This window comes from Ruegeria sp. CH11, assembly GCF_056537105.1.
In genome coordinates this window covers 1-22064 of record NZ_JBQFQX010000019.1, presented here as the reverse complement: position 1 = coordinate 22064, position 22064 = coordinate 1, and the positions used below count along the sequence as shown (strand labels likewise).

The window sequence follows — 22064 nt, the reverse complement described above, 5'->3', positions numbered from 1 at the left end:
CATGGAGCCTCATTCTATCTGTTCACACCCCTACGAACCACGGGTACGTCAACCGTGGCTGGACAATCCGCGGATTTGGATCTGGACCTTGGTGACGTCCTGGATGTGCTCGATTTCGCAGCAGCCGGCCGGTACGAGGCATGGAACGGGGATTTTGGCATCATCGTGGATGCAAATTATGTGGGGATCGAACAGGATTCCAATCTGCCTGGCCCTCTGGGTGCCGGGGTAAACGTGGACGTTCGTCAAAAATGGTTTGGTGTGCTTGGGGCTTACCGTATTTCAGATGGCGAATACGGCAGCAGCGGCCAGAGGTATGCAATCGATCTCCAAGGTGGTCTGAGGTACAACTCCATCCGTCAGGAAATCGACCTAACTACCCCAGGACCGGGGAACCCACCTACGTTGGGTGGAGATCAGGGTTGGATAGAACCAGTCGTCGGCATACGCGGGATGTGGCGGCTAAACCAGAAATGGACTGGGATTGGGTCCTTGGAACTTGGCGGTTTTGGTGCCGGTGGAAATGACCTCCAGATTGGTGCAAATGTTGGTTTCGACTATCAACCTTGGGAGAAGACCGCGTTCACGTTCGGGTATCGTTACTTTAGCGTCGACTATAGCGACACACTGAGTTCCGGTGAATTTGCCTATGACGTCGACCAGCATGGTCCATACATTGGTATCAAGTACTTTTTCTAACGAACGGGCGTGAAACAAATTCCATGAGAAACAATCGAATGGCGGTTAACACGACAATGCGCCGTGAACGGGCTGCGGTTCGCAAATGCCCGGCAGCTCAAAGAGGCCAACCAAAGGCAACGTTTCGCTGACACGAGCAGCGAACTCAGATGACACCACAATGCGGTAGTTCGTACGGCGGGTGATCGCTTCTAATCGCGCCGCGTAGTTCACGGCAGACCCAATCACGGTGAAGTCAAGTCTATTTACCGCGCCCACATTCCCATAAAGCACTTCACCAATGTGCAAACCAATCCCAAATGAAATCGGCGGATCTCCTACATTACTGCGGTCGGAGTTTAGTCGATCTACGTTTTCGCAAGCTTCACGCGCGGCATTTAACACCGACGAGCACACTTTCGAAGGATCATCGACGTCTGCCGGCAAAGCAAAAAACGCTAGAATGCCGTCTCCCAAAAACTTTAAAATTGTACCTTGGTATTTTTCAACCGGTTTGGCCATAGCGTCGAAAAACTGATTTAGCATTCCAATCAAATCGCTACTGGATAGTGCTTCGCTCATTGACGTAAATCCGGCAAGGTCGCAAAACCATATGATCCCGCTTTGAGTTTTACCGGACCCACGCGTGATTTCACCATTCAGAATGCGGGTACCGGCATCATGCCCCACGTAAGCATCCAAAAGATGAACAGCCGTTCTGCGAGCTGTGAGCAGTTCAACAACACATCCGAGTGCTGGCAAAAGTGATGCGATTTTCATGACGTGTTTTGGAGTGAAACCCGAGGGCTGATCTGTTGCGCAGCACAGAACCTGTGGACGATTTTGACTGAAGCGCAAACTCATAAAGACGGCATCTGTGGCGCCGTCTGACTTGAGGGATTGCCCAAAAGCATACTCAATACTCAAGTCATGCAGCCGTATCATCGGGACACCAGAAAGTATTTTTGGAATAGGACTATTTTTATAGCTATCCAATAGCTGTGCTCCATGAGGGCGGGCAAGGATTTGCGTACCCTTCTTTGCATCCCAGACATAGGTTTCAGCAAATAGTTCGGGGTGGAGTTGCTCCACCCCGACAAACATTTTGACAAGTGGGATATCGAGTGCGGTCAGACGGACATTCAGGGACTCTAACAGCTCACAAACGTTTGCCTTGTCACGACCAGCGCTCAATAGCCACTGGTTTACGGGCGACATCGCTTCGCTTGTTTCAGGAGAGATTTCCGGTAATTTTGCTTCTTGTTGCTGCATGCAGGTCAACCCGTGAATGCTCAGAAGCTGCTGGACAAAGTCACAGAAGGCGTTTCTGGCGTCGCCAAGAAAGTTGGAGATACCGCAGAGGGAGCAAGCGAAGCTGTTGTGGATGCGACCGAAAGCATGACAGCGGCTCAAATTGACAATGGCGTCAATGAGGTTCTTACGCAGCTCTACGCAAGCTCACCTGAGACCAAAGAGCTGTCTGAGAAGGCTGTTGCAGTCTTGGTGTTTCCCAAGATTACCAAGGGTGGGCTGATGGTTGGTGGGCAATATGGCGAGGGAGCTTTGCGGGAAAACGGCAATACGACCGGATACTACAATATTGCGGGCGCATCGTATGGGTTTCAGGCGGGCGTTCAGCAATTCTCTTACGCCATGTTTTTTCTAAATGACACGGCTCTCGAATACCTTAGCAGCAACAATGGTTGGGAAGCAGGTACTGGTCCAACGCTGGTTGGTGGCGACCAAGGTTGGTCGGCATCGATGGGCACAAGTGACCTGAATGGAGACATCGTTCCCATAGTCTTCGGCCAGGAAGGTCTGATGGCAGGCACGAGCCTTCAGGGAACGAAAATCAGCAAGATCGAAAAGTGATCCACTCTGTAGCTACGCAGAGTGCAATACCGTTGTGAACGAGGGGGTCGGACAGGGCCATGTCGATAAAATTTAATCTTCTTTGTGTTGCTTGTCTGGCTGCGTTTGCGACAACCACCCATGCGCAGGACGCTGTTCCCGACCAAGACGGCGGCGTCGAAACCACATCTGAAACAAATGACGCAGCAGTAGACGCGGACTTGCTTACGCAGGCGGAACTGGAAGCGCTTGTCGCACCCGTTGCCCTTTTTCCCGATACCGTCCTGACCCAGTTGTTCATCGCGGCAACGCAGCCCCTCGAAGTGGTGAAAGCGGAACGCCTTCTGGCCGAAAATGAGGGTGCCACCGCAGATGAGCTGACCCCGCTGATCGAGGCGGAAGGATTTGACGAAAGTGTGGAGGTGTTGGCCATTGGCTTTCCCGAGGTCATATCAGGTATGGCCGCCAATATCGATTGGACTGAAACCATGGGGCTGGCGATGCTGGCGCAGACAGAGGACGTCTTGGGCGCAGTACAAACCATGCGTCAGACTGCGATCAATGCCGGCACGCTTGTTTCCGGTGATGAAATGACGGTGACGCAAGATGCAACGGATGCTGTCGTTGTTCAGCCCACTGATCCGGAGGTTGTCTATGTCCCGCAATATGACACCGAAACAGTTTACGTGGAGCAGGAAGACACGACCGGCGACGCACTGCGCAACATCTTATTTGCGGCAGGCACAGTCTATCTCATAAGCGAGATTTTCGATGATGATGATGACCGATATTACTACTGGGGGTGCCGCAACTGCGGAGGATGGAACGGACGCCCGATCATCGGCAACCCGAACACACGTCCGAACATCGACGGGGATGTTAATATCGATATCGACATCGAAAACTCCCGAAACACCGTCTGGCGTGGCTTGGAAACCGTCACCGTATTGGCCGTGATGTGCATCGATCCTTCCTATCGAGATCGCTGCGTCTACCAGTATTGGCTTAGCGGTGTCATCCGATGGAAGCTCTGGAACTGGGCTAGCACTGGTGCGCTTGATGGCTTCCAACCGTTCCATAGGACCCAAGTCCGAGGGGCTGTGTGACGTATTCATCGGACAGCGCCAGAGTTGAAGCGGCGGTTCGACCGGGTAGGGTGTGATGCGCCGAATGAACTCCGCCTTGGCTGCGACGCAATCAGCCGAACTTGGCCAACCCCCGGCGAGGCAAAGGAATATGGCACAGTCAATTGGATAGGCACGAGCCTGCGTGGCTGGCAGTGCAGCGAGTGCAACTGCAAGGGCCTTCGCGCGAGTTCGATTTCCGGATTTTGAGTGTTTCAAGATGGTCTCTCCTGCTTGCGAATCGCCTAAGCAATATCCGGCCAATATATTTCTGACAATCCAATATCGTATATTGGCGGGTTTTCTTATATTGACGTAGATTGTGTTTTAGTCCACAACTTTTGGATGTAGAAGACGGCCCATAGGGGGTCGTCATGGCGGACAACAAGAGACAATACACTGTGGTAACCATCGAGATGGTCCGGGGCCTGAAAGAGGATCAGGTTCCCTTTACATGCCGCTACGAATTTATCGGACTCGCTTCCCTTGGACGACCTAAGTACCACTGCATTTACAGCTCGCCGAACTATGTCGGGGCCTTGTGCAAGTCGAAGATCTCTCGAGCGGGCGCTGAGCCCAGAGAGTTCGATCTTTGGCCGGGCCTCTTCAAGCATCATCAGGAATTTGGTGATGGGCGCATTCTCTGCGTCAAATCAGACTATACGATCGAGTCGATTACCCCAGAGGGTCTCGAAGCAGCTCAGGCCCTGGACGCGAAATCCAAAACCTGATCGGTCACGTTCGAGAACCCGGCTCATCAAAATGCTGGGGCAGGGCGCATGAAACGGCTCTTGTTTCTCAGCGCTACACTCGCGTCTTTGTTTTTTGTTGCGGTCTGGATTGAACCATCAAAACAAACAATAACCCTGAGCGCATCCGAGGTGATTGCCGTTGATGGTGACACCATCGACCACGGTGATGACCGCTACCGCCTCATCGGTTTCGACACTCCTGAGACCTTCCGCGCACAATGTGAGGCCGAGAGAGCTTTGGGTCTGAAAGCCAAAGACCGCCTGACGGAGATCATTCAGACCAGTGGGCAGATAGAATTGGTTATCCAACCAGACCTGGACGTGCATGACCGTTTCCTCGCGGTCGGACGTTCAGGTGGTCAGGAGATAGGGAAAACTCTGATATCCGAAGGTCTCGCGCGACCCTATTCGGGCGGCAAACGCGGGTCCTGGTGCGGCTAGACGAAAGGACTGAGCGACGACTTGCAGAAAATGGAACAAAACCACCGAGCAGTGAGCGGTCCTGTCGATTGCGCCAACAACCGACAGGACAAGAAACGCCCCAAATCCATCCGGGCATTCCTCAAACATCAAGAGAGAACTGTACTATGGTAAAAACAGTAACCCTAGATGCCGATCTTAGATCGGACAGCACCGCGCCAGAGTCAATGGGTGCGACCCTGGACAACGTGCCTGCACCTCCGACCGCTTAGCGCTGTCTGACGATTTGGGCGAGCGGGACATCCGAACGTTTCAGCTAGGCCATCCGACTAAGAGATCCGAACCAGACATTGGTTTTTTGCGGCGCCTCTGAAGGTTCCGTGTTGTGTCCCGGCACCCTTTTCCCACGGCCCAGATGACCTGATGTCGAACCCCATAATAGTAATTATGTAAAAACTACTGACCTAATTTGGAGGACAAATTAGTGACCAGCTCCATCAAAAGCTTCACCGAAAACAGATGTCGGATCAACGCCGTTTGGCCGTTGTTGGCATTCTTGACGGCGACTTTGGGAACGGATGCCAGTGCACAGGTCATCGAATACGAACCGGACGGCAGCGTGTATCTGAACGGTGCGCGGGCAGAAATCGTTAATGGCATCGTCTGTCCAATCCGGATGCGCGAGTACACTCTCGATGAAAAACCGGAAGCTCCGAAGGCCAAGCCACAGAAAAAGATCGAGATTGCGGGCAAGGCACCGCGGCCTCGCAGATCCTCGGGCGGCTGGTCGCAGGAGCGGATCGTTAAAGAAATCCACGCAGCGGCGGAACGCCATGACATTCCGGCAGAGTTGTTCATGGCGCTGGTCTGGCAGGAAAGCCGGTATCAGGCTGATGCTCTGTCGCCCAAGGGTGCCTATGGCTTCGCACAGCTCATGCCCGGAACGGCGAAAGACCTGGGCGTGAACCCAAAGAACCCTGCAGAAAACCTCGACGGTGGTGCCCGCTATTTGGCGGCGCAGTACCGCGAGTTCGGAACCTGGAAGCTGGCGCTTGCCGCCTACAACGCCGGGCCTCACCGCGTCGTCGAATACGGCGGCGTCCCCCCCTTCACCGAAACCCGCAACTACGTGCGGATCATCCTAAGCAAAGTGAGCACTTCCTCATGAAAAGAACCCACTTCATCCAACAGACCGCGTTCTTCGCGCTGGCAATGATTATCGTCAGTGCAGCTCCCGCCTCCGCTGGCTGGCTGCAAGATGCCATTGGCGATTTTATCAACGAAACGCTGGCCGACTCCAAGGTTGTTGGCGTCAGCCTTGCCGCTGTCGGCTTCATCTGGGGCTGTCTTGCCTATGTGTTCGGTTGGGGCTCGCTGAAGGGTCCAGTGGTCGCGATTGTTGTGGGTGCCGTCATTGGCCTTGCCGATACATTCATCGGAGCCTGATCGATGCCGCGCCGAAATACCGTCTTTCGCGGCCTAAGCCGTCCCGCAGAATGGGGCGGCCTACCCGTGATCTATCTGCTGGTGATCCTCGGGATGACCATGCTTTCGTTCTTCATGTTCGGAATAGCGCCAGCAATCATTGCGGGTTTTGCTTTCTACACCGTGCTTCGCCTCTTTTACGAATGGGAACCGGCTTTCTTCCGCGTCCTGTCTGTAACCCTTTCCAAAACTCCGCGCACCAAAAACCGCCAGCATCATGGGGGAGATTACTATAGTGCCTAAGCCTGCTGCCCGAGGCATGTGGACCCTTGCCCGCTCGTTGATCGAGCCGAGCTGGCGCAAGGATGAAATGAGCCTCTTTCAGATGTTGCCGTATGGCTATGTCGTGGATGATGAGGTCATTTCCACACGCAACGGTGGTCTTATCGCCGCTGCGGAAATCACCGGTGTCAACGCAAACACGCTGGACGAAAACGAGTTCGAGTTCCTGGCCGAACGGTTTGAGCGTGTGTTGCGCACAACACCTAATGAGGTGGCTTTTTATATCCATCGACTGACCGTCCCGGCTGAGACTGGTCATGTCATCACAGATCCAACCGGTTTTGCCGGTGCAGTGGCGCAGGCCATGCGCTCAGCGTCCGTCGATGCAGAGCTGAAAGAACGCAAGATCATCATCAGCGCCATTCTCCAAAAGCGGCAGGATGAGCGGGCAAAACAGATGTTCGGCATGTCGTCTGGAACGATAGACGAGGAACGCCGAGAAATGATGGAACAGCTCGACGGTGTGTTCACAACACTGGCGGGCACGCTGGGCGAGGCCCGTGTGCGCCGGCTGAAGCTCAGCGAGGGGCATTGGCTCGGTTATTATGGAATGCTGTTGAACGGTCGGTATCAGCCGATCATTCACACAAACATTGCAGAACCCATCGCCTTCAACATGCCGCAAGAGGATGTGCTGTTTCAGGGCAAGACCGGCAAACTGGTCACAGGCGACGATCAGGAACGCTCCATCCGTGTGTATTCCCTGAAGAATTACCCGATGGTTTCGTTCCCCGGCATTTTCGACGGGCTGGACCTGCCGGTTGATGTTGTGATTTCGCAATCCTTCCTGCCGATCAGCCGCGCCCAGGCGCAGGAAATGGAACGCCGCAAGTCGGGACAAATGCGCTCGGCAGGCGACAAGGCAAAGTCGCTTGAAGAGGATTTGTCCATTCTGGCGGACGGCATTGCCTCCGGCACCATGTCACTCGGCAAGCACCACCTGTCGATCTGCGTGTTTGGGAACGAGGAAGATCTGAAAACCGCCGAAAAACACATCATCGGTGAAATCCAGATTTCGGGTGGCACGGTGAAGCGCGAAGCGATGTCGGCCCGTGCCGTGTACTTCGCACAGCACCCCGGCAATTTCGCGTTCCGCGCCCGTGAAGAACTGATCACGGACCAGAACTTTGCGGATATGGTTGCGTTCCACATGCGCCCCAAAGGGTTGGATGCGGAAAAGCTACCTTGGCCGGGGCCATTGGCGACTTTCCCGACGACACACGGGGACAGCTACGATGTTTCGCTGCACCTTCCCAAGACCAGCAAAGACGCTGAAAACCTGCCCTCCGGCCACACAATCATTCTGGGGCCGAACGGATCGGGTAAAACTGTGATCGCGATGCTGCTGGCGACAATGGCGGTGGCACAGGGCGCGCGGATCATCGCTTTTGACAAAGACCGGGCAATGGAGGCTCCAATGCGGGCGCTCGGCGCACAGTACACCCGCGTCCGAGTTGGTGAACCAACAGGCATGAACCCATTTCAAACCGAGACGGATGAGGCTGGGCAAAGCTGGCTCGCCAATTGGGTCATTGCCCTATTGAGCTATGACGAACCACTGACCACCGATCAGAAGGATGAAATCACAAGGGCTTGCCAAGCCAATGCCACTTTGCCGCCTGCGCTTCAGAACTTCGATTCACTGGTGGAACGGTTCAGAGCCTTTGACGATGACAAGAACCTGTACAAGCGTGCAAGTGAATGGGCGGGCGAAGGCCGCTTGTCCTGGATGTTTGGCGAGGGTGGCTCAGATCCGTTTGCTGCTGGCGACCGTCATCTTGTGTTCGATATTTCTGAGGTTCTGGATGACGAATTGGTGCGGCTGGCATGGATCAGCTACGTCATGCGCCAGATTGAACGCCGCTGCGCCACCAAGATACCCACTGTCTTTGTGATTGATGAAGCATGGGTAATTGCTGGCAACCCTTATGGCGCTGGCATCCTCATAAATGCCTACACCACGTATCGGAAGCTGAACGTCATGATGATGATGATGACGCAGATCCCCGATCACCTCCTGTCGTCAGCGGCAAGTAAGTCGATCCTGGAAAACACCAGCACGCAACTCTTGTTCCCCTCTCGATCCGGCAATGAAGCAGACTACCGGGCAATCGGCTTGAACGATTCAGAGCTGGGCGCGCTGAGGGCGCATTTTGGCGACCGCGTAATGCTCATGAAGAAAGGTGATGAGAGTGTTTGGCTCGATGTCGATGTCGGCGCGCTCGGCCCGCTTCTTCGTGTTCTGAGCGGATCAGACGGAAAATCGTTCCCTGATCCTGACTGGCGAAAAAACCCCAACTTCTGGAAGGAAATCACATGAAAGCCCGCCTTGTCATCACCCTTGTAGTTCTGGCCGCTGTCTCGGCCTGCACCAGCACCTATTCGGGCTATCGCAGCAAATGCGCCTGTGACTTTGAGCGCATGACCTCCCCTGAAAACTTGGAGTTTGTCTGATGGATATTTCAAAGAAATTCCGCACAACCATTGCTGTTTCGGTTCTGGCCGCCCTGCCAGTTATGACGGCAGCCCAAGGTGTTCCGACCATCGACGCCACGGCCATTGCACAGGACGCAGCCAATTCGGCCCGCGAAGTCGCGGAAATGGTCCGCCAATACGAACAGCTGATGCAACAATATGAGAAGCTCGAGCAGCAGAGGGCACTGCTCGAAAACTCCCTCAAAACCATCAGTGGTCTGACGGATCTGGACCAGTTCAACAGCCGCAGCTTTCTGAAACTGGCAACGGCAGCTGACACGCTTGGATACGCCTTGAACGCGACCGAAGATACGATTGGCGATCTTCCAGGCGTCGCCGGACTCGCGATGGAACGCCGATCAATCAGCCTGGGGCTGAACAATGGCATCCTCAAAGAGTTCAGTACGTCAGACGTGCCAGCCCGGCGCATTCTCTCGGAGCGAGGTGGCGCTGGCTTGATGGCATCGGCCTTGGGTGAGAATGGCTATGACATGGCCGGTCAGCTCTCCGAAGATGCAGAAAAGCTGCGCGGTGAAATCGGCCAGCAAGAAGATCTGAAGGATGCAATCGACTACAACACGGCGGTTCTCCTTAAACTCCTTCAGGTTGAAATTGAAATCTTACGCGCAACCTCGGCTAATGCTCTGGCGTCGGGCACGGATCTGGCTGCAACCGCTGCCGATCTTTCGACACTCAGCAACTATGTACGAGGAACCTCACAATGAAACTCCGCTCAACTCTCATCCTGACCATTGCAGCCGCCGCCGTTATGTCGGGGGCTGCATCGGCACAGGTGAAGCTGCGCCCATCACCCAAGGTCGATATGCCGTTCGGTGAATATCGTAAGTGCCTTGGGTACTCGGGTGCGCGTGAGTACGGTCGTCAATTCGTCAAAAACGATCAAGCGCGCATGGCCGAAGCGGGCCAATCCGCAGACAAGCAGCCTCTTGTGACCAACTGGTCGGTGGTGATCCTGAATGAACAGGTCATCGCTGCGCACGAGGCCACCATCGAGCAATGCATTCTGCGCAAATCTGGCGAGACCTTCAGCACCGAATGTCCGCTGGGCGGTTTAAGCCGTGAGGACGCCGCCCAAAAGGTCGGAGCTGACCAAGACGAGTTTTGGACCCAACCGTCCGACAATCTTGCCGCGCTGAAAAAAGAGCAACGGACCCGTCTGGAAGCTCTGCGCCCTGCAATTGAGGAGGCTTGTGGGCCGTGATCCAAGATTTCGTCAGCTCGATTGAGGCTGCGCTAAATAACTTCTCGCAGCAAGCATACAACAGCCTGGCGGCGGATCTAGCATCCGCCCTCTGGGCAATAGCCGCGCTGATCTTCGTGGCAATGCTGATCAACGGTGTGCTTCAAATCCGAGAAATCGGGTTTGGTGGCTATGTCGGCTGGATCATTCGGGCGACGATCATCATTGGTATGGCTTCTAGCTGGAGCTTCTTTCAACCCATTTATCAGGGCATTTCGAGCCTCCCAGACACGATTGCCGGAGAACTGACCGGCACAACAAATGTCTGGGAAGCACTCGATGACATTGCGCTTCAGTGTTTCTTGATGGGCCAGCAGGCTATTGAAAACGCAACCTGGGGTCTGAGCATCACCGGGGCTATTCTCTGGGTTGTTGGGGCTGTCATCGTTGCTTTTGGCACCGGCATGGCGCTGATCGCAAAAGGCGGTCTAGCGGTCCTGCTGGGTCTAGCGCCTGTTTTCATCGCAACGCTGCTCAGCTCGGCAACAGCCAATATCTTCGCAGCCTGGGCGAAAACGACTGTTGGCCTGATCATGGTCATCGTCGTTCTGACAGGCATCGTTTCTCTTATTCAGGCCCTTTTCAGCTCCGAACTGACCGCTGTTGAGGATGTGAACAATATGGAGGCCAGTGGCCGGTTTTTGGCGATCTGCATTGTTTCAATCGTGATGCTCACGCAGATCCCGTCGCTCGCGGGCGGGATGTCGGGTGCAATCGTTTCGGCATCCTCGGGTCTTGCCGTGGCAACTGGTGCTGCAGCAGCCGCAAGAAGTGCATTGGGCACTGCAAGCGACGGCGCAAGGGGTGCAGTAGCCGGTGGGAAAACTGCCGCTGCTATGGCTTCCGCAGCACGTGACGGGACTGGCGTTCGTGACAGCGCGTCTCGCGCAATGCAAGCGCGTCGGGACATAGCGCACAGAGCCCGAAATCAGGATGGGGCAGCTCGTCAGAGCTACGCCGCTGACCGTTACCGGCAGAGCATTCGACAAGCTCGCGCCAATAAATCTTCATAAATCGAGGTACAGAGCAAATGTCACACGTGACAGATCACGAAAAAGAACTCTTTCTGGGCGCACGCCGCGATGCCTTCAAATGGCAGGTATTCGGCATGGTCGGCATGGCAATGGGCGTGGCCTCTATGATTGGCTGGGCGATGCTCCTTCCCCTGAAGGAAATCCGCGCGGTGCCATTCTCCATTGATCCGGACACGAAACTGCCGGTCCTGCTGACTGAAAAAGTCGAAGAACTGGAACCTTCTGAGGCGATGGCCTTCCGTGAAGTCGCAAATTATGTGCGCGACCGGGAAACCTATGATGTCCAGGACAACAACGAGCGCCTGAAATCGGTGCTGCGTCGTTCTGATGAGCTGGCCGAAACGTCCTACCGCGAACTGTGGGACGGTTCGAACGACAACCATCCTGACGAAATCTATACGCCCAAGACAAAGGTGCAGACCGAAATTCTGGGCGTCTCGCCGGTCAACGATGAGACGGTGCAGGTCGAGATCCGCAAGTCCCTGATCGTGCCAAACCAAGCAACGGCCTCAGCCCGCTACGTGGTCACTGTGACCTACGGGTTTGAGGAAAAAATCGTGACGTCGATGGATGAGCTTCTGGAAAATCCGTTCGGCTTCGTCGTCACCAACTACCGCGTAGACGCCATAGGGAAGGTCTGATGCAGCGTTCTTTCAAAACACTCACCGCCACCGCCGCAGCAGTTTTGGCATTCTCTACGCCTCTGCTCGCTGAAATCACACCGACGCCAGACGGAAAGAATGCGGATCATCGCATCACGCATTTCCATTACGTCGAGAACCAGGTGTACCGCATCACTGTAGGTGAACGCCTGATTACCTATGTTCACTTTCCGCAGGGCGAGACCGTCCGCAGCATTGGCGCGGGCGACACTGAGAGTTTTCAGATCACCCGCCTGCAGGAAGGTCGCGTTATTGCGTTCAAGCCAGAAATCCTGAACTCGGATTCAAACCTGACCGTCCTGACCAATCGCGGGACATACAACTTCTATCTGGTTCCGGCCGAGAGCGCCGCCGAACGCAAACGTGTTCCATTTCGGGTCACGTTCTACAACAAAAACAACAGCGGCGGGACCACAACGCGTCGCGGCACAGTCGCTCGGAGCGAGCCGAAGCCAACTGGCCGGTTTGTGAACCAGAACTATTCGCGCTCGGGCAAAGCGGACTTTGCGCCCACCGCCGTGTGGGATGATGGCGTTCACACCTATATGCAAATCCCGCAGGATGCGGAGTTGCCGGGGATTTTCCGTGTCCTGCCTGATGGCCGCGAGCTGATGGTGAACACCACAGTCAAAGAGCGCGGCATTATCCAGGTGCAGGGCCTTTCCGACCTTTGGACACTGCGCATCGAAGACACTTCGATCTGTGTACGAAACGATGGCGACGCGTTTCAGCAGGCGAGTGCAACGGGCAGGCCCGTTACTTCACAGACAGTTAAACCGGGGGGCAGCAAGTAATGGATCGCAATCAGACAATTGCGGCACGGGCGGCGGCTGAACAGCCGTCGCAACGTGTCCGGAAGAAGTTCGACCCAAAGAAGCTGATAACCGTTGCGATCGCAGGAGCGGTGTTCCTGGGCTTTGTATGGTTTGTCATGGGCCATGAAAACAAAAGCACGAACACGGGTGTCCGCGTTGACGCTTTGCAACAAGGTGGTGGCGAGCGATACGGGCTTTTGACCGCACGGGGACCAGAGGCCGATGAGCCGGAACCAGAGGCTTTGCCCGAGGAAATTGAGGTGGCAACACCGGCAACAGTGCCGCAGGTCGATTCCGAAGGGCTGAAACAAGCCTTGAAAACTATCGAGCAACAGAACGGTCGGATTTCCGATCTGCAAGACGAGCTGACGGACGCCAAAGTTTCGCTGTCCGAAAAAGACGGTGAAATCGCAACGCTGAACCTGACCAATGAACGCCTTCAGGTCAGATATGATGAGCGAGAGAAGAAGTTCCAGACGGAACTTGCCCAGGCCATCGCAGATGCGGAGGCCCGGGCACTTGCCAGCGTAAGCCACCTTCAGGCGCAAGGTCTGACCGATGACGAGCGGCGCAGACTCGAAGAACTGAAGAAGATGCGCCAGCGGCAGAACCAGTCGGACGGCATTGTGTTCGATGAAAACCCATACGGCAGAAACTGATGGAGCTGACGATGAACAGAACAGCACTCACCCTCGCCCTGGTCACGTTGGCCTCAAGCGCGATGGCACAGGACGCACCCGGTCAAAACTACCAGCCGATCAATGGTGGATCGCAGCCGGTCATTTTCCAACCCTTCCCTGCAGCGCCGCAGCCGGTTCAAGTCCAGCCAGACGACACCCGCCTGCCTGAAGATCAACGCGGCTATCAGGAAAACCAAAACACGACATGGCAAAACAATCTGGTCGAAGAATATCCCCCCATCGTCGGGGCCTCGATCATTGACGATCCGTCGCGCACCCTGACGCAAGGCACGGTTTTGTCGGCTGTGTTCGGTGGCGCGGTCAGCTCGGAGTTGCCCGGCAGTGTCGTGGCGACGATTACACGTGGCGTCTACTCGATGGACGGCACGCGTTTGCTTCTGCCGCGCGGATCGAAGCTCTTTGGCGAGTATCGAGCGGACACGACATTGGCGCAAACGCGCATCATGATCGTTTGGAGCCGTGTCATCACGCCTGACGGCCTGTCAACTCAGGTCGGATCGGCTGGTACGGACGGTCAAGGCCGGACTGGTGCGACCGGCAGGGTGAACACACACTTTGGGAAACGGTTCGGAACTGCAGCGCTGTTGTCCATCATCGGCATTGCGCCGGTGGCACTGGTCTCTGACAACGATAGCAACAACTCGGTTCGCACTGATCTGGCAACGCAAGTGGGGTCTAACCTGCAGAACGCTACGGCAGCGGCGCTTGATGAATACCTGCGCATTACTCCGACAGTCTTTGTCGATCAGGGCAGTCGCATCAACGCCATCCTGCAGCGCGACGTTGTGTTCGATAGCTTCTGAGCGCGAGCCAATGAGCCGACCGCCTCAGCAGTCTTTCCGGCCGCTGCCAGCATGATCGAGTGCGGTAGCGGCCTTTTTTGAAGCAAATTCAGCACTTTTTGGAAGCAATGAATCTTATGTGGATGCCTTCGTGTTCGAGGCAAAGCCGAGATGCAGCGAAGGCAACCTCCAGTGTTCAAAAAAGTGCTCTACCAAGGACAAGAACATGAGCGGGCGGAACGGCAATAGCCTTCTGGAATACTATACAGGCAAGATCGAGCATCTGTTGCACGATGAAAGCCTGAGCGAAATTTCTGTGAATCCTGACGGATCGGTCTGGGTCGAAGAAATGGGCACAACACACATGACCAGGACAGACATTACTCTGAACAGAGATGATGTGGAAAACATCGGGCGCTGCGTGGCCGGATTCAGCGATGTGACATTCGGAGAAAAGAAGCCGATTGCGACGGCCAACGTGCCGACACAGCAGGGTAAAGCGCGGGTGCAGGTTGTGATTCCGCCAGCAACAACCGGCGTGGGGTCCGTGGCGATCCGCCTGCTCCGCGTGAAAACCGTCGATCTGGGCGCGTTCAGCTTCGCCAGCAAAGAGGCGGCGTTGGCAGAAAACAATGATCACAGCGCGCTTGAAAAGGCTCGGGCTGCTCTCGCTGCCGGAACAATGAACTTTGACGAGCTGGCCGACCTTGCGATGCTAAGCAAATGGAACGTGATCATTGCCGGGGGCACCTCGTCTGGCAAAACCACTGTTCTCAATGCAATGCTGAAGCGCGTCGATCCTGGCGAACGGATCGTGACGATTGAAGAAGTGGCCGAGCTGGACATCGAGCAACCCAATTCTGTCGATCTACTTGCTGACCGTTCCGAAGAAGATGGCCCTCGATCACCAACAAAGCTGCTGGAATCGGCGCTGAGGTTACGGCCTGACCGCCTCGTCTGCGGTGAAATTCGGGGCGACGACGCAAATATGTTCCTGGAACTGGTGAACACCGGCCACGATGGTTCTGTTTGTACCATGCACGCCAACTCACCAGTAGATGCCATTGGACGTATGAGCAAGATGGTGCGTCGCGGATCTCCGACCGTTCAAAAGTCAGAAGTGGTCGATGACATCCGGGCCACCATTCACATGATCGTTCACATGAAGAAAATCGGTGACGAACGGAAGGTCAACGGAGTGATCTTCCCACCCCTGATGACCGCTGATCAACTTATCTGAAGGAGAAATAGAATGAAAAAATTTGAGTATCGTAATGTCTTGATGCGGGTAGAGGAAAATGCAGGCGAGAAGTTTGCGAAGCTCGGGCAAGACGGTTGGGAAATGGTCGGCGTCGTACCTGCCGAGTTTGGCATCGTGTGCTTCTTCAAACGCGAGCTGACCGATGGCTGAGTTTCAGGATCTACCCAAAGGCAAGAAGGTCGCGATAGCCGGTACTATGGGCTTTATCGCTACCTCGGCTTGCGCGGTGTTGGTGGTCGGGCTGGCTCTCGAATACATCAACACCAGAGGCTTTCGCGGGCTGGACATCTGGGCGATCCCAGAGAAGTTCATGGCACAGCCTGCAGAGACGCAGCAGATCATGGGTCTGGTGGCGGTGGTCGCAGTGGGTGTTTTGACCTTTGCATTTGTGGCGGCTGCGCTGCGTGGTCCCTCAACGAAATACGGTGATGCGACCTTTGCAAAGGCCCCTCAGCTCGTCCAGGAAGGCTATGCGTCGGTTCTGAAGCTCAAAGACAAATTGGATAGTGAAATCGTGTTTGCCAAATTTGGTGAGCCAAAGGACAAAAACGCGATCTACTATAAGCCCGGCCCCGGTGTCCAAAAGCCGCACGCGATGTTCATTGCCCCGTCTGGTTCGGGCAAAACCAGCGGCTTTGTGATCCCGAATGTCCTGCGTTTCAATGGGTCTTGCGTCGTCCTGGACATCAAGGGCGAGATTTTCCAGACAACCGGCGCGCGTCGGGCAGCAATGGGCGATGAGGTTTTTATGTTCGACCCCGAGAACCCCGACAAAAGCCACAGCTACAACCCTCTGCGCCGCGCAGCACGTGCCGACAATCTGGACCGGCGATGGGAAGAAGTGATTCAGGTTGCAACTCAGATGTTCGACACGCCCAGCTCGTCCGCGCAGGGCTTTATGGGTGGTGTTGAAGGCATGTTCTGCGCAATGGCGATGCTGGCGATCAAAAGAAAGCGGCCATACATTTCCGAAGTCCTGCGCCTGGTCAAAACGACCAAGCAAAAGGACTATGAGAAAATGGCTGAAGAAGTTGGATATGCGCGAGCTGCAGATGAGTTTCTGAATCTTGCAGCCGAAGAATCCAAAATCCTGCGGTCAACGATTTCGGTTATGTTGAACTCCGGCCTGCAGCTCTGGCGCAACCCGTCGGTAGCAAGAGCCACGCAGGGCAATGACATCAACTTTGAAGATCTGCGTCGGCGCCCCAGCTCGATCTACTTTTCCGTGCCAGGGAAAAAGGTCAAAGAGTTCCGGACGCTCATTCGCCTGTTCTTCCTCGATCTGGTGAACACCATCGAAACTGTTGAGCCGGGCGAAGATGAGCCGTTCAAGGTTTTGATGCTGCTCGATGAGTTCCAACGCCTCGGCCATCTTGAGCGCGTTGTTGAAGCCTATGACACCATGCGATCGTTCGGGGGCAGGCTCGTGGTGATTTCGCAAACACTGTCGCGCCTACAGGACATTTATGGGCACGAGGGTGTGCGGGCGATGCTGGCAAACGCTGGAACCCAGATGTTTGCCGCCTCAGAGGATTCCGAAGTACGCGAACATGTGTCCAGGTCCATCGGGGACAAAACGGTCATAAGCAAGTCGAAGTCTCGAGCACTCGGCAAGATGGAAATGGGCAGCATATCAGAGCGTGAAGAAGGCATTCGGCTGCTCCGGCCAGAGCACGTTGGTCGTCTGCCGGAAAACGAGGTTGTGCTGATCCGCGAAGGCAAGATGCCGGTGATTGCAAACAAGATCCGATACTTCGAAGATCCGTATTTCATGCAGTTCTTGGGTGGCGAAAGTCCGAAGATCAAAGGCACACACCTCGATCTGGCTGTAGAGCAAGCCAGGGACACGGCAAAGGCAGTGGCTGATGCGAAACCGGCCCCTGCCCCGGACAGAGAGGTTTCTGAAAAAGACCAGGAACTTCAGGCGGCATTTGATGCGCAGCGCACGGTCGCAAAGCGGAAAAGTCGGTCAGCGAAAGATATGGCGATGGAGAAAATGAAAGCCAAACGGGCTGAAAGTAGCGCCTTCACTTGACGGGGGTAACAGGACGCGGCCGAACCGGACCTTACTTCAATATGCAGAGAACGGCAGGAGAGAGCCCTAACCTGCTCGTGCTGCGACTTACATATATGTCCGCTTCCGTGAAGCTTACTAGAATGGCGCATTGTCAGCTTTATGCCTGCTGAGAATTGTCGTCATAGTATCGACAGCAAAAACACTCATCAAAAACCAACAGATTGACGACAGATCAAGGGAACCCCGCACGCATATAAACGATGATCTTCCAAAGGTCTTCTTCGCTCAGCGCTTCCTTGAAGGCTGGCATGTCTGTTCCGAAGCGTTCGCCGCCCTCGGAAATTGCCCAAAGAAGGTACTCGTCCCCCGACATCGGCATCTGAACGAACCATCGTAGGAGAGCGGGAGAGGGCGCGAGCGAACGTCCGGCTTCACCATCGCCCAAACCCTCAGCTCCATGACAGCTTGCGCAGTTTTCCGTATATAGCGTCTTGCCCTCCGAAACATTCTCGGGCGTTGCACGAATGGTGCTCCGAGCCCCGCGGTAGGCTGCGGGCACGTCCTCGTTCATATACGTCCAATGTCGTTGCATGCGCTGCTGCTGGCCAGGCCCCATATTGCCGTGCCCCCAACCACGCATGTGCTCAGACCTCATGTGGTTAGATCCCATTGGCCCGTGACCCCACCAATCTCCTCGTTGTTGTTGTGCGCAACCCACTGTAGCAATGGTGATAGACAGAACGCTTAAGGTAAGAGTGCGTAATCCAAGCTTCGTCATCTTCTCCTCCTTACTGTTTCCGCTCGATGAACGTCGCCTCAGGCCGCTTCGTAACTCTTGAACACCTCGGTGCTACCGTCCTTGAGGATCAAAAACACGTCGTAGGCCTCACGACGATCTTCCGGCCCCATCCCAGGGGAACCGTAGGGCATGCCAGGAACAGCAAGTCCAACAGCACTGGGTTGCTCCTCCAGCAGACGACGAATGTCTGCAACCGGCACATGCCCCTCGATCATATAGCCATCGATCTCGCCTGTGTGGCAGGACATCATTTCTTCGGGAATGCCGTTGTCCAATTTGTGGCGGACAAGCTGTGTTCCAAAGCTGCGCTCCTCGGTAATGCGAAAGCCTTCCTGCCGCAGGATGTCGATCCAAACCTGGCAACAGCCGCAGTTCGGATCCTTGAGAACACGGACGGAAGGCGTGTCTTGCGCAAACGCGGCAAATGGTACTGTGCTGGCAAAGCCAGCGGCGTAAGTCAGTACTTGGCGGCGTTTCAGGTTCATGGCGAGAGTCCTTGGTATTTCCAACTAAATTGAGCCGATTTCGTATCATTCGAGATCAAAGGTCATAATCCACGTCAAACATGCTCATGTTCGCCAACTTCCCGACGCTCGGCGAGCGCTTGGCGCACGATCTGGAAAGCAGAGGAAAGAAACAACGTTGCCATGACCGCCGCAACAATCAGGTCAGGCCAACCGCTAGCTGTGCCCCAGACGCCTAAAGCTGCAAACATAACGGCCACATTGCCAATGGCGTCATTACGCGAACATAGCCAGACAGAGCGCACATTTGCATCGCCGTCCTTGTAACGGACGAGCAAGAGAACACTTGCGAGATTGGTCATAAGAGCGAAAAAGCCAACGATGCCCATGATCTCGGCCTCCGGCACTCCGACATAGAACACCCGGTACACGGTCGATCCAAACACCCAAAGACCCATCAGCAGCAAGCTCACCCCTTTCGCCAGAGCGGCATTGGTGCGTGCACGGATTGAAGCCCCGATCACTGCCAGCGAGATACCGTAGGTCAAAGCATCCCCAAGGAAGTCTAGAGCGTCGGCCTGAAGTGCCTGAGACTTTGCATAGTGACCGGCAGTCATCTCGACGACGAACATCACCGCGTTCAGAGCAATGACAATCCACAGCCTCCTTTTGTAGTCGTCTGATACGCCGTCGAATTTGGCGTTGTGTCCGCAACATGCTGACATTGGGAAGCCCTTTTTGTATCTGTCGTGACCATAGTGTAGTGTCTCTAGTTACTAGAGGTTCAAGAGGTATTTTCATGTTTTCTATCGGGGAGCTTTCCAAGCGCACGAAGGTCAAAGTTCCGACTATCCGCTACTATGAGGAAATGGGCCTGCTTGCCGCACCAGAACGCACCGAAGGCAACCAACGGCGCTACGATGTGGCAGGGCTAGAGCGTCTCAGTTTCATCAAGCATGCACGCGATCTTGGTTTCTCAATTGAAGCGATCTCCGAATTGATTGTGCTTCAAGGCCACCCGGATCGTTCATGCCAAGCCGCAACGGACATCGCCGTCTCACAACTTTCCGAAGTAAGAGCAAAGATCAAACGACTACGGGCTCTTGAAAAAGAGCTGGTTCGGATTTCGAAGGGCTGTGATGACGAAGGAGTGTCAGAGAACTGCTATGTGCTCGCGTCTCTTGCCGATCATAAACTCTGTCACCACGATCACTAAACTATGAGCGGACATTGCTTTAGTCCCAGCGAAAGACTGTTTTGTCCGCTTCTTGCCTATTCAAACGTGGTGCAGCGAATGCCCGGAATGTCCAAGGACAAGAGTCCGTCCCAATCGGAACAGACCCCACATTACTCCAACCCGGTGGTCTCGCTGTTCCCGGCAACACATTCACCGGCGCGAACAATCATCTATCATGTCCTCCGTGGTTAAAGACTGTGTCCATCATACTCATGGACGTGGGTAGCCTGTTCGCGGGTATGGGCAATCTCTTGCACCACGGCGGCAATCTTGCTGGATGAAACTTGGTGCAGCTCACCAACAACGGCCTCCGCGCGCTCGTAGCTGTCCGGAACGCCTTGGCTGTTGAAATGGGCGGCAGCGGTGGAAATGTCCGCGTCTTTCCAAGTCGCCGTTGTGCCGATTGAAACGCTGTCATGATCGTTGTAGCGGGCCAGGAACTTGCTTCCGTCGAGACCGAAGCTGTGCGCGGTCGCCACAATGTCATCACGCACAGCCAGCCATTTTTCGGCTTCCGTGGGGTCCAGGTTGTCCAACTCGGCCGCATTCATGGATGTGGTGTAGCTGTCATCAGCCAAAGTGTATGCCTGCAGGTCGGTGTCATATGGGCGCAGTTCGGCAACATCGCCTTTCAACTCCCCGATCTGAACGTCCATTGCGGCACGCAAGTGTGGATCTTCGACCTCTCGTGCAAGAGCCTCCATGTTCTCGATGGAGTTCACGATGTCCTTGGTCTGCTGCTCGTAGTTCTCAAAGATGGCCTCCCCCAAAGCGGATTGCATATACTGAACATAGCGATCACCGGGCGACTGGTAGTCGTCGGACTCCTGAAAATCCTTGTCACCACTCAGATCCGCAAGGGACGAATAGTAAGGGTGATACAGATCGTATTCCTGAGCATCACTCATGTGCTGAGAAACCAAAGCCTGCATATCGTTCAGATCAACCGGCTCCCCTGACCGCTCCGCAGCTTCAAATTCGATTTTGAATTCTTCGACCAGATCTTGTTGCGCAGTATGTTCGTCAACACGGCGGTTGGCCTGGTCCTCGATGTCGAAGCTGTTTGAGGCGATGGCTGCACGATCAAAGCCCATCGCCTGCTGTTCTTTCCTGATGATGTCGATCTGCTCTGAAACGCGATCTTCACGCGGGGCGGATTGATCAAATCTGGAATAGGGTGCGAAGTGTTCGACTTCGTTCAAAAGATAGTCTGTACGCGAAACCATAGTTTTTCCTTTGCGAGTTGATGGAAAACTCTGTGATGGGTCTGCCTGGGGCGTTGGCGCGCGCATCAGGCAGACCGGTTAAAGTCCTTACAAGCTGTGCCCGTCATCGTCACCGCGCCCCTGCAAGAGCGGGTGCGTTGCGTGGGCGTGAACGTCTGAAAGTTCTTCTGAGATTGCGATGATCCTGGAAGACGCAAGCTGGTGCAGCTCGTCAACAACGGCCTCAGCGCGGTCGTGGCTGTCGGGTAATCCTTGCGCCTGGAAGTGGGCCGCGGCGGTCGAAATGTCGTCGCTGCGCCATCCCATTGTTGTACCCAGGGTGACGTTCTGATGATCGCCAAAGCGGGCAACGAACGCCTCGCCATCGAGGCCGTAGCTGCTGGCCGTGTCGGTGACTTCTTTGCGGATCGCTGCCCACTTGCCGGCCTCTGAATAATCCAAGACATCCATTTCGGCAGTGCCCATTCCCATCATCGTTGAATAGCGGCGGTCCTCGATGATGAAGGCTTGAAGGTCCGGATCGTTGGTGCGCAGGTCCGCAACGTCGCCCTTCAACTCGCCAATTTGAATATCCATAGCGACACGCAGATGAGGGTCGTCAACCTCACGGGCCAGCCCTTCCATCTTGTCGATGGATTGCAGCAATTCTTTGGTCTGAGTCTGGAAGTCCTCATAGGCCCCCTTGCCCAAGGTGTCCTGTATATAGACCTCGTACCGGCGTGCTGCCGGGGCATAATC

27 protein-coding genes are annotated in these 22064 nt (G+C 55.0%); 21 read left to right on the top strand and 6 right to left on the bottom strand.

All coding sequences use genetic code 11. The features are described 5' to 3' along the window. The first annotated feature begins 54 nt into the window (after nucleotides 1–54). Nucleotides 55–699 carry a hypothetical protein gene (locus ACR0LX_RS19920; RefSeq protein WP_170624863.1) on the top strand — a complete coding sequence of 215 codons (645 nt, stop codon included), beginning with the start codon at nucleotides 55–57 and terminating at the stop codon, nucleotides 697–699. Nucleotides 700–744: 45 nt separating this feature from the next. On the opposite strand, the gene ACR0LX_RS19915 is transcribed toward ACR0LX_RS19920, so the two are convergent. Then, the gene (locus tag ACR0LX_RS19915; protein WP_170624864.1) at nucleotides 745–1950 is read right to left on the bottom strand and encodes an adenylate/guanylate cyclase domain-containing protein; all 1206 of its coding nucleotides are present in this window, start codon (nucleotides 1948–1950) and stop codon (nucleotides 745–747) included. Between ACR0LX_RS19915 and ACR0LX_RS19910 the strand changes: the two genes are divergently transcribed. From ACR0LX_RS19910 to ACR0LX_RS19820, 19 genes are all read left to right on the top strand, one after another. Beyond that, complete coding sequence (locus ACR0LX_RS19910) at nucleotides 1939–2550, top strand: lipid-binding SYLF domain-containing protein (RefSeq protein WP_480785202.1); 612 nt, start codon at nucleotides 1939–1941, stop codon at nucleotides 2548–2550. The two genes, ACR0LX_RS19915 and ACR0LX_RS19910, sit on opposite strands and share 12 nt — an antisense overlap. A 59-nt stretch (nucleotides 2551–2609) precedes the next feature. Continuing rightward, nucleotides 2610–3635, top strand: a complete 1026-nt coding sequence (locus ACR0LX_RS19905) for a DUF3300 domain-containing protein (protein WP_480785201.1) — start codon at nucleotides 2610–2612, stop codon at nucleotides 3633–3635. Between the two features lie 392 nt (nucleotides 3636–4027). Continuing rightward, nucleotides 4028–4384, top strand: a complete 357-nt coding sequence (locus ACR0LX_RS19900) for a hypothetical protein (protein ID WP_142638830.1) — start codon at nucleotides 4028–4030, stop codon at nucleotides 4382–4384. A gap of 48 nt (nucleotides 4385–4432) precedes the next feature. Continuing rightward, on the top strand, nucleotides 4433–4846 hold the full coding sequence (locus tag ACR0LX_RS19895) for a thermonuclease family protein (RefSeq protein ID WP_170602109.1): 414 nt from the start codon (nucleotides 4433–4435) through the stop codon (nucleotides 4844–4846). 463 nt (nucleotides 4847–5309) lie between these two features. After that, the gene (locus ACR0LX_RS19890; RefSeq protein ID WP_367396996.1) at nucleotides 5310–5993 is read left to right on the top strand and encodes a lytic transglycosylase domain-containing protein; all 684 of its coding nucleotides are present in this window, start codon (nucleotides 5310–5312) and stop codon (nucleotides 5991–5993) included. Further along, nucleotides 5990–6271 carry a hypothetical protein gene (locus ACR0LX_RS19885; protein ID WP_170474368.1) on the top strand — a complete coding sequence of 94 codons (282 nt, stop codon included), beginning with the start codon at nucleotides 5990–5992 and terminating at the stop codon, nucleotides 6269–6271. The genes ACR0LX_RS19890 and ACR0LX_RS19885 overlap by 4 nt, the downstream gene beginning before the upstream one ends. 3 nt (nucleotides 6272–6274) lie before the next feature. Continuing rightward, nucleotides 6275–6553 carry a VirB3 family type IV secretion system protein gene (locus tag ACR0LX_RS19880; RefSeq protein ID WP_170474365.1) on the top strand — a complete coding sequence of 93 codons (279 nt, stop codon included), beginning with the start codon at nucleotides 6275–6277 and terminating at the stop codon, nucleotides 6551–6553. Beyond that, entirely contained in the window at nucleotides 6546–8912 is a 2367-nt protein-coding gene (locus tag ACR0LX_RS19875; RefSeq protein ID WP_480785200.1) for a VirB4 family type IV secretion/conjugal transfer ATPase, read from the top strand. The genes ACR0LX_RS19880 and ACR0LX_RS19875 overlap by 8 nt, the downstream gene beginning before the upstream one ends. Continuing rightward, on the top strand, nucleotides 8909–9046 hold the full coding sequence (locus tag ACR0LX_RS19870; protein WP_170425207.1) for a hypothetical protein: 138 nt from the start codon (nucleotides 8909–8911) through the stop codon (nucleotides 9044–9046). The genes ACR0LX_RS19875 and ACR0LX_RS19870 overlap by 4 nt, the downstream gene beginning before the upstream one ends. Further along, a complete protein-coding gene (locus tag ACR0LX_RS19865) occupies nucleotides 9046–9792 on the top strand; it encodes a type IV secretion system protein (RefSeq protein WP_152460682.1) in 747 nt (248 codons plus the stop codon). Before ACR0LX_RS19870 ends, ACR0LX_RS19865 begins: the two co-directional genes overlap by 1 nt. Next, on the top strand, nucleotides 9789–10289 hold the full coding sequence (locus tag ACR0LX_RS19860; protein ID WP_152460681.1) for a hypothetical protein: 501 nt from the start codon (nucleotides 9789–9791) through the stop codon (nucleotides 10287–10289). Before ACR0LX_RS19865 ends, ACR0LX_RS19860 begins: the two co-directional genes overlap by 4 nt. Continuing rightward, complete coding sequence (locus tag ACR0LX_RS19855) at nucleotides 10286–11341, top strand: TrbL/VirB6 family protein (RefSeq protein ID WP_152460680.1); 1056 nt, start codon at nucleotides 10286–10288, stop codon at nucleotides 11339–11341. The genes ACR0LX_RS19860 and ACR0LX_RS19855 overlap by 4 nt, the downstream gene beginning before the upstream one ends. Before the next feature lie 26 nt (nucleotides 11342–11367). Further along, complete coding sequence (locus ACR0LX_RS19850) at nucleotides 11368–12003, top strand: VirB8 family type IV secretion system protein (protein ID WP_170624898.1); 636 nt, start codon at nucleotides 11368–11370, stop codon at nucleotides 12001–12003. Beyond that, on the top strand, nucleotides 12003–12818 hold the full coding sequence (locus tag ACR0LX_RS19845) for a TrbG/VirB9 family P-type conjugative transfer protein (RefSeq protein ID WP_152460678.1): 816 nt from the start codon (nucleotides 12003–12005) through the stop codon (nucleotides 12816–12818). Before ACR0LX_RS19850 ends, ACR0LX_RS19845 begins: the two co-directional genes overlap by 1 nt. Beyond that, entirely contained in the window at nucleotides 12818–13498 is a 681-nt protein-coding gene (locus ACR0LX_RS19840) for a hypothetical protein (protein ID WP_152460677.1), read from the top strand. Before ACR0LX_RS19845 ends, ACR0LX_RS19840 begins: the two co-directional genes overlap by 1 nt. Nucleotides 13499–13509: 11 nt before the next feature. Then, nucleotides 13510–14343, top strand: a complete 834-nt coding sequence (locus ACR0LX_RS19835) for a TraB/TrbI/VirB10 family type IV secretion system protein (protein WP_170575215.1) — start codon at nucleotides 13510–13512, stop codon at nucleotides 14341–14343. 205 nt (nucleotides 14344–14548) lie between these two features. Then, nucleotides 14549–15562: an ATPase, T2SS/T4P/T4SS family gene (locus ACR0LX_RS19830; RefSeq protein ID WP_152460675.1), complete on the top strand. Its 1014-nt coding sequence runs from the start codon at nucleotides 14549–14551 to the stop codon at nucleotides 15560–15562. Between the two features lie 12 nt (nucleotides 15563–15574). Next, complete coding sequence (locus tag ACR0LX_RS19825; protein WP_152460674.1) at nucleotides 15575–15733, top strand: DUF4177 domain-containing protein; 159 nt, start codon at nucleotides 15575–15577, stop codon at nucleotides 15731–15733. Then, entirely contained in the window at nucleotides 15726–17618 is a 1893-nt protein-coding gene (locus tag ACR0LX_RS19820) for a type IV secretory system conjugative DNA transfer family protein (protein WP_170474331.1), read from the top strand. The genes ACR0LX_RS19825 and ACR0LX_RS19820 overlap by 8 nt, the downstream gene beginning before the upstream one ends. 214 nt (nucleotides 17619–17832) lie before the next feature. Here ACR0LX_RS19820 and ACR0LX_RS19815 read toward each other — a convergent pair whose 3' ends face one another. The 3 genes from ACR0LX_RS19815 to ACR0LX_RS19805 all read right to left on the bottom strand — a co-directional run bounded on the left by ACR0LX_RS19815 (nucleotide 17833) and on the right by ACR0LX_RS19805 (nucleotide 19588). Continuing rightward, on the bottom strand, nucleotides 17833–18255 hold the full coding sequence (locus tag ACR0LX_RS19815) for a c-type cytochrome (protein WP_170474328.1): 423 nt from the start codon (nucleotides 18253–18255) through the stop codon (nucleotides 17833–17835). A gap of 161 nt (nucleotides 18256–18416) precedes the next feature. After that, complete coding sequence (locus ACR0LX_RS19810; protein ID WP_170417767.1) at nucleotides 18417–18884, bottom strand: DUF411 domain-containing protein; 468 nt, start codon at nucleotides 18882–18884, stop codon at nucleotides 18417–18419. A 74-nt stretch (nucleotides 18885–18958) separates the two neighbouring features. Beyond that, nucleotides 18959–19588 (bottom strand): cation efflux transmembrane domain-containing protein, encoded by a 630-nt coding sequence (locus ACR0LX_RS19805; protein WP_170417770.1) that lies wholly within the window; start codon nucleotides 19586–19588, stop codon nucleotides 18959–18961. A gap of 74 nt (nucleotides 19589–19662) precedes the next feature. On the opposite strand from ACR0LX_RS19805, the gene ACR0LX_RS19800 reads away from it, so the two are divergent. Next, on the top strand, nucleotides 19663–20079 hold the full coding sequence (locus ACR0LX_RS19800; protein WP_170417773.1) for a MerR family transcriptional regulator: 417 nt from the start codon (nucleotides 19663–19665) through the stop codon (nucleotides 20077–20079). Between the two features lie 209 nt (nucleotides 20080–20288). On the opposite strand, the gene ACR0LX_RS19795 is transcribed toward ACR0LX_RS19800, so the two are convergent. Beyond that, nucleotides 20289–21326, bottom strand: a complete 1038-nt coding sequence (locus ACR0LX_RS19795) for a hypothetical protein (protein ID WP_170417776.1) — start codon at nucleotides 21324–21326, stop codon at nucleotides 20289–20291. A gap of 87 nt (nucleotides 21327–21413) precedes the next feature. Continuing rightward, on the bottom strand, nucleotides 21414–22064 hold a 651-nt coding region (locus ACR0LX_RS19790), incomplete at its 5' end, for a hypothetical protein (protein WP_480785199.1).

What these genes read in the sequence shown, in the direction of transcription:
- ACR0LX_RS19885 (WP_170474368.1), top strand. Translation starts at nt 5,990, where the DNA reads ATGAAAAGAACCCACTTCATCCAACAGACCGCGTTCTTCGCGCTGGCA.
- ACR0LX_RS19815 (WP_170474328.1), bottom strand. Translation starts at nt 18,255, where the DNA reads ATGAGGTCTGAGCACATGCGTGGTTGGGGGCACGGCAATATGGGGCCT.
- ACR0LX_RS19820 (WP_170474331.1), top strand. Translation starts at nt 15,726, where the DNA reads ATGGCTGAGTTTCAGGATCTACCCAAAGGCAAGAAGGTCGCGATAGCC.
- ACR0LX_RS19860 (WP_152460681.1), top strand. Translation starts at nt 9,789, where the DNA reads ATGAAACTCCGCTCAACTCTCATCCTGACCATTGCAGCCGCCGCCGTT.
- ACR0LX_RS19825 (WP_152460674.1), top strand. Translation starts at nt 15,575, where the DNA reads ATGAAAAAATTTGAGTATCGTAATGTCTTGATGCGGGTAGAGGAAAAT.
- ACR0LX_RS19845 (WP_152460678.1), top strand. Translation starts at nt 12,003, where the DNA reads ATGCAGCGTTCTTTCAAAACACTCACCGCCACCGCCGCAGCAGTTTTG.
- ACR0LX_RS19895 (WP_170602109.1), top strand. Translation starts at nt 4,433, where the DNA reads ATGAAACGGCTCTTGTTTCTCAGCGCTACACTCGCGTCTTTGTTTTTT.
- ACR0LX_RS19800 (WP_170417773.1), top strand. Translation starts at nt 19,663, where the DNA reads ATGTTTTCTATCGGGGAGCTTTCCAAGCGCACGAAGGTCAAAGTTCCG.
- ACR0LX_RS19830 (WP_152460675.1), top strand. Translation starts at nt 14,549, where the DNA reads ATGAGCGGGCGGAACGGCAATAGCCTTCTGGAATACTATACAGGCAAG.
- ACR0LX_RS19870 (WP_170425207.1), top strand. Translation starts at nt 8,909, where the DNA reads ATGAAAGCCCGCCTTGTCATCACCCTTGTAGTTCTGGCCGCTGTCTCG.
- ACR0LX_RS19840 (WP_152460677.1), top strand. Translation starts at nt 12,818, where the DNA reads ATGGATCGCAATCAGACAATTGCGGCACGGGCGGCGGCTGAACAGCCG.
- ACR0LX_RS19880 (WP_170474365.1), top strand. Translation starts at nt 6,275, where the DNA reads ATGCCGCGCCGAAATACCGTCTTTCGCGGCCTAAGCCGTCCCGCAGAA.
- ACR0LX_RS19810 (WP_170417767.1), bottom strand. Translation starts at nt 18,884, where the DNA reads ATGAACCTGAAACGCCGCCAAGTACTGACTTACGCCGCTGGCTTTGCC.
- ACR0LX_RS19835 (WP_170575215.1), top strand. Translation starts at nt 13,510, where the DNA reads ATGAACAGAACAGCACTCACCCTCGCCCTGGTCACGTTGGCCTCAAGC.
- ACR0LX_RS19795 (WP_170417776.1), bottom strand. Translation starts at nt 21,326, where the DNA reads ATGGTTTCGCGTACAGACTATCTTTTGAACGAAGTCGAACACTTCGCA.
- ACR0LX_RS19805 (WP_170417770.1), bottom strand. Translation starts at nt 19,588, where the DNA reads ATGTCAGCATGTTGCGGACACAACGCCAAATTCGACGGCGTATCAGAC.
- ACR0LX_RS19865 (WP_152460682.1), top strand. Translation starts at nt 9,046, where the DNA reads ATGGATATTTCAAAGAAATTCCGCACAACCATTGCTGTTTCGGTTCTG.
- ACR0LX_RS19900 (WP_142638830.1), top strand. Translation starts at nt 4,028, where the DNA reads ATGGCGGACAACAAGAGACAATACACTGTGGTAACCATCGAGATGGTC.
- ACR0LX_RS19915 (WP_170624864.1), bottom strand. Translation starts at nt 1,950, where the DNA reads ATGCAGCAACAAGAAGCAAAATTACCGGAAATCTCTCCTGAAACAAGC.
- ACR0LX_RS19905 (WP_480785201.1), top strand. Translation starts at nt 2,610, where the DNA reads ATGTCGATAAAATTTAATCTTCTTTGTGTTGCTTGTCTGGCTGCGTTT.